Genomic DNA, 13,867 nt, shown 5'->3' on the forward strand with positions numbered 1-13,867 from the left:
GATTGGACCCCTCCTCCCCTGGGCCCCGACCTATAACACGCTCACCGTCCCCTCCAAACGGGCGCGCGCTTCTCCTGAAAAGCGCGCACACCTTCCAGCGCATCCTCGCTGTTCAGCGCCTTCACAAGCGCGGGCGTGCGTAATGCCTGGGCTTCCGCCGGAGACAGGTGTCCGGTGCGATTGACCGTCTGCTTGATGGCGCGCAGCGAAAGCGGCGCACAGGCGACGATTTCCTTCACCCAGCGGGAGACGGCCGCGTCGAGCTCGTCCGGTTCGGCAAGTTCGTTGACGATACCAAAGGCGTGCATCTCGGCGGCCGAGAACCGCCGACCGGTCAACAGCACACCCATGGCAAGGTTGTGCGGGATCCTGCGCTGAAGAAGCACCATGCCGCCATCGAGCGGCAGGCGCCCGACGCGAGCCTCGGGCAGGCCGAAGGCCGCCTCCGTCGAAGCTATGACAATATCGCAGCCTAGAACCATCTCGAATCCACCACCGAGCGCATAGCCATTGACCCTCGCGATGACAGGAACATCCAGAGAGCGGCGAAAGGCCAGTCCTCCAAAGCCGTTCGGCCGGCTTTCGGTCCAGTAATCAAGGCCGGTCTTTTCAGCCCCCTTCAGATCCGCCCCGGCGCAGAACGCCCGTTCGCCGGCGCCCGTCAAGACGACGCAGCTGATGTCGTCGCGTGCTTCGATCTCCTCCCAGATCGCATCCAGTTCGCGCTCGGTTGCGGCAGACACCGCGTTCATCCGCTCGGGACGGTTGAGAGTGACGCTTGCGACGCGATCCTCTACCACGAAGGTGACGCTCATGCCGCATCTCCCTGACGAACCGAAAGCCCCGAAAGGATCTCGTCATTGTGCTCGCCGAGCGTCGGCGGCGCGATGCGAACCGTCACGGTCGCCGCCGACATGTCGATCGGCGAACCAACCAGCCGGATCGGACCGGCCTTCGTCTCTCCCGCGTCCAGGATCATGCCGTTGATCGTCGTCTGCTCGTCGTTAAGGGCTTCGGGAAGCGAGCGTACCGGTGCGCAGAGAATGTCCACCTGTTCCAAGCGGCCGAGCCAATGGGCGCTGCTGTTTTTTGCGAACGCCTCGCGGAAGATTTGCTGCAAATCCGGACGGCGCTGCATCTGCGCGTCGAAATCGACAAATTGCGGCTGGAGGGACAGGTCCTCGATCTCAAGGGCATTGCAGATGTCGCGCAGCGGATTCTGCTTGAAGGCACCGACCATGACGATGGCGCCGTCGGTCGTCTCGAACACGCCCGTCAGCGGGAAGGCGCCCCAGTTCAGGTCCTTTTCCCGCATCATGTGCGTGGTGCCTTCCTGCATCTGCATGGCGAGCATCGAACTGTAGAGGCTGACCGCCACTTGCTGGCCGTGCCCGGTCTTTTCGCGATGCAGCAAGGCAAGCAGAATGCCCTGCACCAGGTGCATGCCGGCCGAGTAGTCGGCAAGCGGCGTCGCGTAGATCGACAGCGGATGGCTCGCGTCGGACTTGCGCCGCATGACGCCCGAAAGCGCCTGCGCCAAGATGTCCTGCCCGCCCTTGTGCCGGTAGGGGCCTTCAAGGCCGAAGCCCGTGCCGACGGCGTAGATCAGCCGTGGGTTTGTCCGCTTCAGCTCTTCATAGCCGAAACCCATGCGCTCCATGACGTCAGGACGGAAATTGTTGACGACCACGTCGGCAGTGTCGATCAGCGCGCGGACGGCTGCCCGCGCCTCGTCCTGCTTGAGGTCGAGTGCAAGGCTCTTCTTGTTGCGGTTGAGCGAGGAGAAAACCGGATTGTTGAGGCCATCCGGGTCGGAGCCCAGCGACCAGCGCGAGAGGTCGCCGATCTTGGCCTTTTCGACCTTGATGACCTCGGCGCCGTAATCGGCCAGCATCTGCGTGCAGCACGGGCCAAGCATGACCTGGGTAAAGTCGACGACGCGGATACCGTCGAGGGGAAGAGACGTCATTCTGCGGCCTCCAGATAGGTTGCATTTTCGGATGGTACGTCGCCGGGATCGGCGCCCTGCGCCCGCAGCTGCTTCTGGATCGCCTTGACGTCGGCGTCTCGCACCTTGACGCCGGCATTGAGCGCGACGGTGGCGGCAACACCGGCCGCCTCGCCCATCGCCATGCAGGGCGGGATCTCGCGGCTCGATTTTTGCGCCTGAATGGTCGCGGAATAATGCCGGCCTGCGACGATCAACTGATCGACCTCCTTGGGCAGCATGGCCCTATAGGGCGTGTAGTAGTCGCGGCCACGGCACACTGTGTCGGTGAAGTGCTGGCGGTTCATCACGTCGTCCTTGGTGACGACATATTCGCCCTGGAGCAGTCGCGACTGGCGCACGCCCGTCTGCGGCGCAAAGTCGATCACATGGGCATTTTCGAAGCCCGGCAGGTTGGCGCGGGCGAAGTCGAGCAGGCGGGCAATGCGGCCACGGCCCTCGAGTTCCGCATAGGTTAAGTCTTCGACACGGAGGCCAGAGAGCTTCGGCATGTGCGGGCAGTTGAGCCAGATGACGCCCGGCAGCGGGGTCTTCAGCCACCAGAACGACCAGCAACCGCCAATCAAACGCTTGGCCTCGTGGTCGATTGCCTTGAACTTTTCGGGTTCCTCAAATTCGAAGCGCTCGGCGGCTTCAGTGTCGATGCCCCCCCAGCGGGAAACCGTCGTCAGGATGAAATTGCCGTCCGTATGCTGGGCGCCGGCATCGGCCGCGACGTCGAGGTCGCCCGAGGCGTCGATGACGACGTCGCCCATGATGGCCTCGCGGCCGGATTTCGTCTGGCAAACCACACCCTTGATCGTGCCGTTCTCGACGATCGCCGAGGAGAACCAGCTATGGGTCCTCAGCTTCACGCCGGATTCGCGCAGGATGTCATAGGAGACGCGCTTGAAGGCGTCCGGATCGAAGGCGGCCGCATAGCAGATCGGGTGCGGCGCAGACGGCGTGTGGAAGTCGAACAGGCCCCAGCGCGCCCATCTTTGCCAGGCTTCCGGCGTATCGCGAATATCGAGCTGGCGGTCGCCATCCGTCGGCGTGACGCAAAGGCCGAGCGTCTTCATCCGTTCGATCATTTCCATGCAGATGCCACGCACGGTGATTTCGACGCCGTTGACCATGTCGTCGAGCACCAGAACCATACCGCCTGCGGCAAGGCCACCGACATAGGGATAGCGTTCGATAAGCGTGACGCTGGCTCCGGTGCGTGCCGCCGAAACCGCGGCGGAGATCCCAGCCGGTCCACCGCCGACGACGACGACGTCCGAGCGGTCGACGACCCGGGCATTGCGCAGGGGTTCTCTGATTGTTTCCATGGTCGTTCCTCCATAGGGGACGTGTCCGGCGAAATGTGAGGAGCTCACAGCCAGTGACTTCGTCGTTGACCGGACCCGGTTATCCAGGTCCGGCAGCAAAGGGTTTGGGGGTCAGTGGTCTGTCGTCGGTTTCCAGCGGACGATCTTCGATTCCGCGTAGGAGACGGCAAAGAAGAGAACCACGGCAAGCGAGGCCGCAATCACCACCGTCGCGTAAAGCAGCGGCGAGCGGAAATTGTAGGTCGCCTCGATGATCAGCGCACCGAGACCGTAGCTGGAGCCGATCCATTCGGCGACGATCGCGCCCATCACGCTGCTGGTTGCCGCAATCTTCAGCGCGGCGAACAGAAAGGGCAGCGAGCCCGGCAGGCGAACCTTCCAGAAGATTTCGGAATTGCTGGCAGACAGGATGCGCATCAGGTCGAGCATTGCGGGGCTCGCCGACTTCAGTCCCTGCACCATGTTGACCAGCGTCGGGAAGAAGCAGATCAGGCCGGCGATGATGATCTTCGGCGCGATGCCGTTGCCGACAAGCAGCACCAGGATCGGGGCAAGCGCGATGATCGGGATCGACTTGATGATGACCGCGATCGGATAGAAGGCGCGTTCCGCGAGCGGGCTATAGACGAACCAGACCGCCAGAAGGACGGCGATGACATTGCCGAAGATAAAACCGAGAACGGCCTCCATGAGCGTCGGCCAGAAGTTCGTCCAGAGCACGCCGGCGTTTTCGCCGAAGGCCTTGATGACGTCGACCGGTCCGGGCGCCATGAAGGTCGGCACCGAAAAACCCCAGACGACGAGTTGCCACAAAAGGATGCAGCCAAGGATCGCGAGTGTCGCCGGAAGATGTCGCAGGATCGCAGCGGCAAGACCATCGAGTATCCGGAACCGGTTGCCGTCGGTCAAAGCGCGGCCTTCCGCCTGTGAAGGAAGGGCATTCGCCATCAGCATTCTCCCAAAAGTTTGCGCAGGTGGGCGGTCACCTGGATGAACTCGACCGTGTCGCGCATCGCGAGAGTTCGCGGGTAGGGCAAGTCGACTTTCATGAACTCTTTGACGCGGCCGGGATGGGCGGCGAGCATCAGCACATGTTGACCGAGGAAGACGGCCTCGGGGATCGAATGGGTGACGAAGAGGATCGTCGTGCCGGTTTCCTGCCAGAGGCGCAGCAGTTCTTCGTTCAGCTTGTCGCGCGTGATCTCGTCGAGCGCGCCGAAAGGCTCGTCCATCAAGAGAATACGCGGGCGGGTCACCAGTGCCCGGGCGATCGCCACGCGCTGGCGCTGGCCGCCCGACAATTCGTGCGGCATCGCCTTCTCGCGCCCCTTCAAGCCCACGAGGGCGAGAAGCTCTTCCGGATCGGCATAGGTCGCGCCCGGTTCGCGTTTCCCCACCAGCAGCGGGAGACGCACATTGTCGATCACATTTCGCCACGGCAGCAGCGTCGCTTCCTGGAAGACGAAGGCGAAATCGCGTCCCTCGCGCGCCTTGCGCGGTGTCTGGCCATGGACGGACACCGAACCGTCGGTGATGTGCACGAGATCCGCGACCGTACGCAGCAAAGTCGACTTGCCGCAGCCGGATGGGCCGAGCATTGTCACGAGCGAGCCGGCCGGTATCTCGACCGAGACATCGGAGAGTGCGGTGAAGCCTGAATCATCCGCGCCAAAGCGAATGTGAAGGTTTTTCACCGACACCGCGGCGTTGCCGAGCGAAGCCTGGCCGGGTCTGATAAGCGTTTCCAACATCGCCTTATCCTACGCTCTTGCGGACATCGGCTGTCGCATCCAGGATTGCCATTGTGTAGACGTCGTCGACGTTGGGAACCGGACCTGTGAACTGGCCGAGGTCCGCATAGGTCTTGATTTGCTCCGCCCAGTTTGCCTGGTCCATGCCTCCCCAACCCTCGCTCGCGGTGGTTTCGTTGAACACGAACTTCATCAGCGGTCCGATGGCCTCCAGCTCGCTCGCCTTGTCGAGGTTGGGGTAGGATTCAAGCAGGATGTCGACGGCCTCTTCCTGATGGTCGCGGGCATAACCCCACCCGCGCGCCGAACTGGATACGAAGGCTGCGAGCTGGTCCGCGTGATTTTGCAACTGGTCGTCGGTGGTATAGTAGACGTTGGCATAAAGCCGGATACCGCCATCCCAGAGCGTCAGATCGACCCGGTCATCCCCAAGCACTTTCAGGGCGTTGACGTTCGTCAGCCAGCCACAGACCGCATCGGCCTGGCCGGTCACGAGCTGGTTCATGTCCGAGCCCATGTTGACGATCTTGACCTGGTCTTCCGATATGCCGTTCTTGGCGAGAAGCGCGCGCAGAAGAATGACCGAGGTCGGGATCGCGGCGATCGTCTTGCCAATCATGTCCTGAGGCTTGGCGATCGGATTTGCCTTGCGAGAGAAATAGGCGAAGGGATGTTTTTGGTAGCCGGCGGCAAATGCCTTGATCGGTGCGCCGGCCGAACGAGCCAGCATGACTGACGGGCTGGAGGAAATCTGACCGATGGTCGACTGACCAACGGCAACACCCGCAACACCATCGACATTCGGTCCGCCGGGCACGATTTCGAGCTCTATGCTCTTCTCGGCGTAGTAACCCTTCTTGCGGGCCACGAGCTCTCCGAGAAGCCCGTTCGATGGCAGCCAACCGAGCTGCATGCGTATCGTCGCGGAATCGGCCGCAAGGCCTGGTGAAACATTGATGAGGCTATGAGTTGCGGCAATCGCGCCCATTGCGGCCGCATTCGAAAGGAAACCTCGGCGGTTCATCATAAAACGAGACATATCGTTCCCCTTGCTTGTTATGGGAGCGATGATGATGGAATTCGGCATCTCATAAAGCACAATTTTTAGCGGTTGGCATTGCCGATACGGCAACGCTCGGGTCGCGATTAGGGTTTGCCGTTTTGGCAATGGCGGGGTCGAAAGATTGTTCCTTCTGCCGGATCCATCGCATCCGATAAGCAGAGACATGATCAAAGTGTGAGCGCCGCGGAGGATAGATATGGTGCAGAAAAACCTGATCGATGGGGAATGGATCGCCGGTAGCGAAGCGTTCCGCAACATCAACCCGTCCGATACCAACGACGTGGTCGGCGAATATGCCCGCGCGTCAGCCGAGGATGCGCGTTTGGCGATCGCTGCCGCCAAGGCGGCGTTTCCGGCCTGGTCGCGCTCCGGTATTCTCGAGCGCCACGCGATCCTGAGGAAGACCGCCGACGAGATCCTTGCCCGCAAGGACGAACTCGGAAAGCTCTTGTCGCGTGAGGAAGGCAAGACCTTGGCCGAAGGCATCGGCGAGACGGTGCGCGCCGGCCAGATCTTCGACTTCTTCGCCGGCGAGTGCCTGCGGTTGGCGGGCGAAGTGCTGCCGTCGGCAAGACCCAATATCGGCGTCGAGATCACCCGCGAGCCGGTCGGTGTCGTCGGCATCATCACGCCCTGGAACTTTCCGATCGCCATTCCCGCCTGGAAGATCGCGCCGGCGCTCTGTTACGGCAACACCGTCGTCTTCAAGCCGGCCGAACTTGTGCCCGGCAGTTCCTGGGCCATCGTCGACATTCTTCACCGCGCCGGCCTGCCGAAGGGTGTGTTGAACCTCGTGATGGGCAAGGGCTCGGTCGTCGGCCAGGCGATGCTCGACAGTCCCGACATTCACGCCATCACCTTCACCGGCTCGACCGGCACGGGCAAACGCGTGGCGCTCGCCTCCGTCGAACACAATCGCAAATACCAGCTGGAGATGGGCGGCAAGAACCCGTTCGTCGTGCTCGACGACGCCGATCTTGCGGTCGCGGTCGAGGCGGCGGTCAATTCCGCCTTCTTCTCGACCGGCCAGCGCTGCACGGCGTCTTCCCGGCTCATCGTCACCGAGGGTATTCACGATCGCTTCGTGGCGGCCATGGGCGAACGGATGAAGGGGCTTGTGATCGACGACGCCTTGAAGGCCGGCACCCAGATCGGTCCGGTGGTCGATGAGAGCCAGCTCAACCAGGACACCGACTATATCGCCATCGGCCGCCAGGAAGGCGCCAAGCTTGCCTTCGGCGGCGAGCTTCTGAAGCGCGACACGCCCGGCTTCTACCTGCAGCCGGCGCTGTTTACCGAAGCGACGAACGCGATGCGCATTTCTCGGGAAGAGATCTTCGGGCCGGTCGCATCCGTCATCCGCGTCAAGGACTACGATGAGGCGCTCACGGTCGCCAACGACACGCCCTTCGGTCTGTCCTCGGGCATCGCCACCACCAGCCTCAAGCACGCGACCCATTTCAAGCGCAATGCCGAAGCCGGCATGGTGATGGTCAACCTGCCGACGGCGGGCGTCGATTTCCACGTGCCCTTCGGCGGGCGCAAGGGCTCGTCCCACGGCTCACGCGAGCAGGGGCGCTACGCCGCCGAGTTCTACACCACCGTCAAGACGGCCTACACGCTCGCTTAAATGTGAGGCAAGCCCCGGCCTCCAACATCCATCTCGGTGTTGGGCGGCGGGGCTGTTTCGATATACAGATGAGGCCGCAAGGATAATTTCCGAGGCCGCCAGCTCAGGAGGTCGCGATTTTCTCTCAGAGAACCGGATAGAGGCCTCGCGAAGACACCACGTACTGGATCGCCGCAAGCAGGATCGCGACCACAACGATCACACCGATACGCAACGTTCTTTCAAGGAAAGTTTCCTGGCCCTGCATCGTCAAACCTCGTTCTGAAACAGGTGTATCGACAATCGGCAAGGTCAGAGTATCAGGCGCGCGAGCGCGAGCACAGACCGCAATGACAAGTCGCAGAACGGGAACGACCTTTAAAAACCCGTCCGCCGCTTCAGATCAGAGACGGACGGGGGCCCCCGGGGAGAAGAAGCGGCCTAGAAAGCAGCTCGCCTGTCGTATCTCGCGAGACGGGCAAGCAGATAGTCCACTTCCGCCCGCGCTGTCGGGGTCAGCATCTGGGCTGGCTTGCGTTGCGCGTCGGTGGCGATAACGCCGCGACGCTTCAGAACGTGCTTGCGAATGGCAAGGCCAATCCCGAGCTGCTGCTCGTAACGGATCAACGGCAGGTGCGCGTCGAATAGATCGTGCGCTTCATCCCTTTTCCCGGCCGCAGAAAGCTCCATCAGTTCGGTAAGCATGTCCGGAAAGCCGTAGCCGGTCATGGCACCATCGGCACCGCGCTCCGGCTCGAAGTCGAGGAAGAGGCCGCCATTGCCGCACAGGATGGAAAATTCGCGAAGTTCGCCCGCCTTCTGCATGGCGCGCAACTTTGATATTTTCTCAAGACCGGGCCAGTCCTCGTGCTTCAGCATCAGGCAGGACGAATGGTTGGCGATGATCTTCGCGATGACGCCAGGCGCCATGACAACCGTGAGGGTCAGCGGATAGTCCTGCAAAACCCACGGCACATCTTCGCCGACCGCTTCCACCGCACCTGCGAAATAGTTGACGATCTGATCATCCGTGCGCAGCGCAGGTGGCGGAGCGATCATGACGCCGGCAGCACCCATCTCCATCGAGTCACGCGCCAGCGAGCGCATGCTGGCAAAACCTGGAGCGGATACCCCGACGATGACAGGAATCTTCGACCGGGAGACCACCCGCTTGACGATGGCTCTGCTTTCCTCCGGTTCGAGCTTCGGGGCCTCGCCCATGATTCCAAGGATCGTGACGCCGGTGCAACCGCTCTCCTCATAAAAGTCTGTCAACTTGTCGATCGAATTGAAATCGATCGAGCCGTCCTCGAAGAACGGTGTCGTCGCGATGGCGTAGACGCCCTTGGATTGCGTGCTGAACGTCATTTCTGGCTTTCCTTCCAGGCCTCGTACCGGGCCTTCGTTTCAGCGTTCATCGGGTAAAGACCGGGAAGCGGCACGCCCCGATCCACTTCAGTCATGATCCAGGCTTCCATACGCTCCTGCTCGGGTGCCTCAGCGAGCACCTCTTCGAGAAGCGCGGCCGGGATCAGGACTGCGCCGTCGTCGTCGACGACGACAATATCATCAGGCAGAACAGCAACGCCGCCGCAATTGATTGGCTCCTGCCATCCAACGAAGGTCAAGCCTGCGACTGAAGGCGGTGCCGCAACACCATTGCACCACACCTTCATGCCGCTCGCCAGCACCCCCTCGGCGTCCCGCATCACGCCGTCGGTAACGAGGCCGGCAACTTTGCGTTTCGCCATGCGGGCACACAGGATGTCGCCGAAGATGCCGGCATCACTGACGCCCACTGCATCGGCGACGGCGATGCAGCCCTCTGGCATCGCTTCGATCGCCGCCCGCGTGGAGATTGGCGACGCCCAGCTCGCAGGCGTGGCGAGGTCTTCCCGGGCAGGAATGAAGCGCAGCGTAAAGGCCTTGCCGACAACCCGTCCCTGGCCGGGCTTCAGTGGTTTCGTGCCGCGCAGCCAGATGTTGCGAAGCCCTTTTTTCAGGAGAACCGTGGTGAGCGTCGCGGTGGAGACGCTCTTCAGGGTTTCAACGACGTGAGGCTCAAGTGTCATTAGAAACCTCGCACATCAGATGCTGTTGATCAGCCCGCCATCGACACGGATGACTGAGCCGGTGATATAGGATGCGCGGGGGCTCGCAAGGAAGCTGACGGTGTCGCCATATTCCTTCGGATCGCCGTAGCGGCCGACCGGGATCGACCCGGTGCTTTCAGCCGTGACATCGGCGACGGGGCGGTTCTCGCGCTTGGCCTTCTGTTCGTCCAGAAAGACGATCCGACCGGTGGCAATACGCCCCGGCAGTACGATGTTTGCGGTGATACCGTCGCGACCAACCTCACGCGCCAGGGTCTTCGACCAGCCGACCAAGGCCAGGCGCAGGCTGTTCGATATCCCGAGATTTGCAATCGGCGCGACGACGCCGGAGGACGTCGAGGTAATGATGCGTCCCCATTGGCGCTCGCGCATACCCGGAAGCACGGCATCGGTGACCGCGATCACCGAGCGAACCATGAGGTCGAAATATTTCGACCAATCGTCGGGCGACTGTCCGGCGGCGGGCGTTGGCGGCGGCCCCCCGGTGTTGTTGACAAGGATGTCGACCGGTCCGAACGCAGCTTTTATGGCATCGAGCTTCTGACCGATCAGGGAAAGGTCGCCGATGTCCCAAACGAGCGGAATGGCCTTGCCGCCTGCGCCGCTGATTGCCTCTGCCGTCGCCGTGGCGCTTTCCTCGTGGATGTCGGCGACAACGACGGAAACGCCTTCGGCCGCGAGCGACCTGGCGATCGCGCCGCCAAGCCCACCACCGGCGCCGAATATGAGCGCCGTCTTGCTGTTCAACTGAAGATCCAACTCTTCCTCCTGTTGTTTGACGGCACTATGCCAAGGCGGAAACGGAAGAAAAACCTTCCTTTTTATCCCTTCAGACGATAGTAAAAATAACGATGGAAACGCGCTTTCTCGAAACCTTTCTGGCGGTGGTTCAGCATGGCTCGCTCGCCGAGGCATCACGCCGCATGGGCGTCACGCCAGCGGCGGTCGCGCAACGGATCCAGGCGTTGGAAGACGAGATCGGACTGCCTCTTCTTGCGCGATCAGGCCGGCGGGTGAAGCCAACCGAAGCGGGCCTCGCAATCCTGGAAAAGAGCCGGCGCGTTCTCGCCGAAGTCAGGCAGTTGAAAGGCGTGGCGCGCGACGACCAGGCATTCGGAGAACTCCGTCTGGGCGCCATCTCGACGGTTCTGACCGGCCTTCTTCCGAACGCCTTGCGGCGGGTTTTCGACAGGACGCCGGGCATCGACATCTTCCTGCTGCCGGGCACGTCGGCCGAACTCTATAACAGTGTCGCTGAAGAGAAGATCGACGCGGCAATCCTTGTCAAACCGCCCTTCCCCATTCCAAAGACGCTCAACTGGGACCTCATCCGGTCGGAACGGTTCGTACTCCTGGCCCCCCCGGACCTTTCAGAGACCCCCGTCGACCGCCTGCTTCGCGAGCAACCGTTCATTCGATACGACAGAAGCAACTGGGGTGGCCGACTGGCCGATACCTACCTTCAAACCCAGCGAATTCTCCCTCGAGAGTGGCTGGAGCTTGATTCACTTGAAGCCATATCGATGATGGTTGAGGCTGGGCTCGGCGTGTCGCTGATGCCCGACTGGCGCTCGCCGCTCTTCGACAAGCTGCGCGTCGCCCGGCTACCGCTACCGAATGCGCCGAGCCGTGAGATCGGTTTGCTCAGGCCACGCAACGTGTCGTCTGGCCGACTGATACAGACCGTCCTCGACGCCATCCGATCATAGAAAACGAGGGGCACGTCGGCGGTCGAGTTCTAGGAGATTTGCTCTACGCAGCGGCCTGCCGCCGGAACCGAGGCCGGCGATCCGGCAACGCGAGCACAGATTATTCGCCAACTCCGAAATAACATTTCTGTCCGTGACGGATTATCGGACCGGGCTGAACGGTACTACCGTCACTCGTGGTCGATGCACCCCGATCAGCCCACGGCATTTCAAACCCGTTCACACCATCAATCCGCAGAACCACCCCCGAGATCGTTCGCACCAGCGCCCGACGAAAGGAACCGTCATGACCACAGAAAAGGTAATCTCCATCGCGATTTTGAAGGCCAAACCGCACCAACGCGAGGCCCTCCGGCAAGGCCTGCTTGGTCTCATCGCTCCAACGCGGGCAGAACCCGGCAACCTCGACTATGTCTTGTTCGAGCTGCGGGATGAGCCCGGTACCTTCTACATGCGCGAAGCTTTCGCCGACCAGCTTGCGCTCGACGCGCACTTCGCGACACCCCATTTTCAAGCCTTCGCGACCGAAATCGATACCCTCCTTGAAGAACCTCTGCGCCTGATTTTCCTGGATCAGGTCTCCCCGTGAGCCGCGGTGACGATCTCGAACTTGCGGGCGGTATCGCCGGAGCAACTGGTTAGGAGGCGAAATTGCGCTTGTAGGTCGACGCGATCAACGCTGCAGCGCGTTCGAATGCCTTGTCCTCGTCGCGTTCTTCGATCGCGACGAGGATCGCCTCATGCTGGGCCAGGGATTGGCCGAAACCGCCTGTAGCCGCCATCGTCTTCGGGATGCTGATGGAGAGCGCTGCCCGAATGACGGAAGCAACCGGCAAGAGGAAGCGGTTGTGGGCGGATTGAAAGATGTTGAGGTGAAAGGCGATATCAGCCTCGATCGCGTCTTCGACACGAGCGCCGCCTTCCGCCATTCGTGCGAAAGCCGCCCGAATCTCTGCATGCTCGGCCGCAGATCCGCGTCTGGCGGCAAGGCGTGCAGCAAGCGGTTCGATCGACAGGCGGAGCTCGAACAGTTCTTCGGCAAGCGTTGCCTGATCCTCCGCATCACTTTGCCACGAAAGCACGACGGGATCGAGGGTGTTCCAGTGTTCGGCCGCCCGCACGCGTGTCCCGAGCCGGGGCTTTGCCTCAATGAAGCCCTTGGTCGACAGGATCTTCAGCGCTTCGCGCAGCGTCGTGCGGCTGACACCGAGTGTCGTCAGCATGTCGGCTTCCTTCGGCAGGGTATCGCCCACCTTCAGCTCGCCGAGCGTGATGCGGCGGCCAATATCGCCTGCGATGCGAGCAGGCAGGCCGCGATCCTCCCGAGCGATTGCCTTCATGCCCACTCTCTCCATTGCATCTCCGCCCCGTTCATAGCCGGTCGCCCCGATCAGGAAAAGCCACCCATCGCGGCCGCGTAGCGGCGGGTCATCTCGATGCCAATCGCGGTCGGTCGCATGGCCGGCGCACGGTCGTGGATGGTTATGCCCGCCCGTTCGCCGAAAAGTCGCTTCCCGTAACAAAGCAGCGTCTCGATGCCCTGCATGGTGAAGACCACGCCGGGCAGCATCCGCCGATAAGCCTCTTGCGCGTGCTCGTCCCAACCGTCTGAAAAGAACTCGTAGGCGCGCACGGCATAGTCGATCGAATCTGGCGCAAGGATCAGGCCGTGGCAACCGATGCGCAGGTTCTCGAGCAGCTCGAGGCCCGCACGACCATTAAATACCGGCAGCCGGCCCTCGGTAACCTCGATGAGATGGGCGATGTCGACGACAGGCCCCTCGCCCTTGACCAGCCGGATGTTCGGGTGCTGGCGCACCAGCTCGCGAATATCGGCGGCCGTCAGCCCTCGTCCCATCAGGGCCGGGGCGTTCTGAATGGCAAGCGGCAGCTCGGTCTGATCGGCGACGCGGCCGAAGAAGCGGATGTACTCGGCGGCCGAGAACTGGCCGACCATCGGCGGCTGGAGGATCAGCCAGTCGGCGCCGGCCCGTGCCGCATGGCGCGCCTGGCGCACCTGTTCCTCGACCGACGCGCCAAAGATCGTCAGGGCGACCGGCACCTGGCCGGCCGTATCCTCGACCAGCCACTCCATGATTGCCATGCGCTCGGCCTCGTCGAGCTTGGAGGCCTCGGTCGCAAGGCCGAGCCCTGCCATGCCGTGCACGCCGCTTGCCAGGCAGATCTCCGTCTGGCGGCGCATGGCGGCGCGATCGAGCTTTTCGTCCTTGTCGAAAAGCGCGTAGAGGATGGCGTGGATGCCATGAAGGCTTTCGATACGAAAGTCGTCCACCGTCGCC

At 62.2% G+C, this 13,867-nt stretch carries 15 protein-coding genes; 3 read left to right on the top strand and 12 right to left on the bottom strand.

Annotated elements, in window-relative coordinates:
* Window positions 1–41: 41 nt before the first annotated feature.
* The 6 genes from IB263_RS29205 to IB263_RS29230 all read right to left on the bottom strand — a co-directional run bounded on the left by IB263_RS29205 (window position 42) and on the right by IB263_RS29230 (window position 6,111).
* On the bottom strand, window positions 42–815 hold the full coding sequence (locus tag IB263_RS29205; protein WP_192439355.1) for an enoyl-CoA hydratase-related protein: 774 nt from the start codon (window positions 813–815) through the stop codon (window positions 42–44).
* On the bottom strand, window positions 812–1,969 hold the full coding sequence (locus IB263_RS29210) for a CaiB/BaiF CoA-transferase family protein (RefSeq protein WP_060518083.1): 1,158 nt from the start codon (window positions 1,967–1,969) through the stop codon (window positions 812–814). Before IB263_RS29210 ends, IB263_RS29205 begins: the two co-directional genes overlap by 4 nt.
* Entirely contained in the window at window positions 1,966–3,321 is a 1,356-nt protein-coding gene (locus tag IB263_RS29215; protein ID WP_113188472.1) for an FAD-dependent oxidoreductase, read from the bottom strand. Before IB263_RS29215 ends, IB263_RS29210 begins: the two co-directional genes overlap by 4 nt.
* A 111-nt stretch (window positions 3,322–3,432) precedes the next feature.
* Complete coding sequence (locus tag IB263_RS29220) at window positions 3,433–4,269, bottom strand: ABC transporter permease (protein WP_034796058.1); 837 nt, start codon at window positions 4,267–4,269, stop codon at window positions 3,433–3,435.
* Window positions 4,269–5,072, bottom strand: coding sequence for an ABC transporter ATP-binding protein (locus tag IB263_RS29225; RefSeq protein WP_034796056.1), 804 nt, complete (start codon window positions 5,070–5,072; stop codon window positions 4,269–4,271). The genes IB263_RS29220 and IB263_RS29225 overlap by 1 nt, the downstream gene beginning before the upstream one ends.
* A gap of 4 nt (window positions 5,073–5,076) precedes the next feature.
* A complete protein-coding gene (locus IB263_RS29230) occupies window positions 5,077–6,111 on the bottom strand; it encodes an ABC transporter substrate-binding protein (RefSeq protein ID WP_060518084.1) in 1,035 nt (344 codons plus the stop codon).
* 220 nt (window positions 6,112–6,331) lie between these two features.
* On the opposite strand from IB263_RS29230, the gene IB263_RS29235 reads away from it, so the two are divergent.
* Window positions 6,332–7,765 carry an aldehyde dehydrogenase family protein gene (locus IB263_RS29235; protein WP_192439356.1) on the top strand — a complete coding sequence of 478 codons (1,434 nt, stop codon included), beginning with the start codon at window positions 6,332–6,334 and terminating at the stop codon, window positions 7,763–7,765.
* Between the two features lie 124 nt (window positions 7,766–7,889).
* Here the strand turns inward: IB263_RS29235 and IB263_RS34520 are convergent, their stop codons facing one another.
* From IB263_RS34520 to IB263_RS29250, 4 genes are all read right to left on the bottom strand, one after another.
* Window positions 7,890–8,012, bottom strand: a complete 123-nt coding sequence (locus IB263_RS34520; protein WP_255381371.1) for a hypothetical protein — start codon at window positions 8,010–8,012, stop codon at window positions 7,890–7,892.
* A 173-nt stretch (window positions 8,013–8,185) separates the two neighbouring features.
* Window positions 8,186–9,112 (bottom strand): dihydrodipicolinate synthase family protein, encoded by a 927-nt coding sequence (locus IB263_RS29240; protein ID WP_192439357.1) that lies wholly within the window; start codon window positions 9,110–9,112, stop codon window positions 8,186–8,188.
* Complete coding sequence (locus IB263_RS29245; RefSeq protein ID WP_060520875.1) at window positions 9,109–9,816, bottom strand: ribonuclease activity regulator RraA; 708 nt, start codon at window positions 9,814–9,816, stop codon at window positions 9,109–9,111. The genes IB263_RS29240 and IB263_RS29245 overlap by 4 nt, the downstream gene beginning before the upstream one ends.
* A gap of 15 nt (window positions 9,817–9,831) precedes the next feature.
* The gene (locus IB263_RS29250; RefSeq protein WP_113553850.1) at window positions 9,832–10,617 is read right to left on the bottom strand and encodes an SDR family oxidoreductase; all 786 of its coding nucleotides are present in this window, start codon (window positions 10,615–10,617) and stop codon (window positions 9,832–9,834) included.
* Between the two features lie 92 nt (window positions 10,618–10,709).
* On the opposite strand from IB263_RS29250, the gene IB263_RS29255 reads away from it, so the two are divergent.
* On the top strand, window positions 10,710–11,567 hold the full coding sequence (locus tag IB263_RS29255) for a LysR family transcriptional regulator (protein WP_113553851.1): 858 nt from the start codon (window positions 10,710–10,712) through the stop codon (window positions 11,565–11,567).
* 286 nt (window positions 11,568–11,853) lie between these two features.
* On the top strand, window positions 11,854–12,156 hold the full coding sequence (locus IB263_RS29260; protein WP_060520872.1) for a putative quinol monooxygenase: 303 nt from the start codon (window positions 11,854–11,856) through the stop codon (window positions 12,154–12,156).
* Between the two features lie 49 nt (window positions 12,157–12,205).
* On the opposite strand, the gene IB263_RS29265 is transcribed toward IB263_RS29260, so the two are convergent.
* Window positions 12,206–12,907, bottom strand: coding sequence for a FadR/GntR family transcriptional regulator (locus IB263_RS29265; protein ID WP_192439358.1), 702 nt, complete (start codon window positions 12,905–12,907; stop codon window positions 12,206–12,208).
* A gap of 50 nt (window positions 12,908–12,957) precedes the next feature.
* Window positions 12,958–13,860 (bottom strand): dihydrodipicolinate synthase family protein, encoded by a 903-nt coding sequence (locus IB263_RS29270; RefSeq protein ID WP_029742697.1) that lies wholly within the window; start codon window positions 13,858–13,860, stop codon window positions 12,958–12,960.
* Window positions 13,861–13,867: the final 7 nt, after the last annotated feature.

This window comes from Ensifer sp. ENS03 (assembly GCF_014852035.1).
GTDB classification, from domain to species: Bacteria; Pseudomonadota; Alphaproteobacteria; order Rhizobiales; family Rhizobiaceae; genus Ensifer; species Ensifer adhaerens.

What these genes read in the sequence shown, in the direction of transcription:
- IB263_RS29205 (WP_192439355.1), bottom strand. Translation starts at nt 815, where the DNA reads ATGAGCGTCACCTTCGTGGTAGAGGATCGCGTCGCAAGCGTCACTCTC.
- IB263_RS29210 (WP_060518083.1), bottom strand. Translation starts at nt 1,969, where the DNA reads ATGACGTCTCTTCCCCTCGACGGTATCCGCGTCGTCGACTTTACCCAG.
- IB263_RS29215 (WP_113188472.1), bottom strand. Translation starts at nt 3,321, where the DNA reads ATGGAAACAATCAGAGAACCCCTGCGCAATGCCCGGGTCGTCGACCGC.
- IB263_RS29220 (WP_034796058.1), bottom strand. Translation starts at nt 4,269, where the DNA reads ATGGCGAATGCCCTTCCTTCACAGGCGGAAGGCCGCGCTTTGACCGAC.
- IB263_RS29225 (WP_034796056.1), bottom strand. Translation starts at nt 5,072, where the DNA reads ATGTTGGAAACGCTTATCAGACCCGGCCAGGCTTCGCTCGGCAACGCC.
- IB263_RS29230 (WP_060518084.1), bottom strand. Translation starts at nt 6,111, where the DNA reads ATGTCTCGTTTTATGATGAACCGCCGAGGTTTCCTTTCGAATGCGGCC.
- IB263_RS29235 (WP_192439356.1), top strand. Translation starts at nt 6,332, where the DNA reads ATGGTGCAGAAAAACCTGATCGATGGGGAATGGATCGCCGGTAGCGAA.
- IB263_RS34520 (WP_255381371.1), bottom strand. Translation starts at nt 8,012, where the DNA reads ATGCAGGGCCAGGAAACTTTCCTTGAAAGAACGTTGCGTATCGGTGTG.
- IB263_RS29240 (WP_192439357.1), bottom strand. Translation starts at nt 9,112, where the DNA reads ATGACGTTCAGCACGCAATCCAAGGGCGTCTACGCCATCGCGACGACA.
- IB263_RS29245 (WP_060520875.1), bottom strand. Translation starts at nt 9,816, where the DNA reads ATGACACTTGAGCCTCACGTCGTTGAAACCCTGAAGAGCGTCTCCACC.
- IB263_RS29255 (WP_113553851.1), top strand. Translation starts at nt 10,710, where the DNA reads ATGGAAACGCGCTTTCTCGAAACCTTTCTGGCGGTGGTTCAGCATGGC.
- IB263_RS29260 (WP_060520872.1), top strand. Translation starts at nt 11,854, where the DNA reads ATGACCACAGAAAAGGTAATCTCCATCGCGATTTTGAAGGCCAAACCG.
- IB263_RS29265 (WP_192439358.1), bottom strand. Translation starts at nt 12,907, where the DNA reads ATGAAGGCAATCGCTCGGGAGGATCGCGGCCTGCCTGCTCGCATCGCA.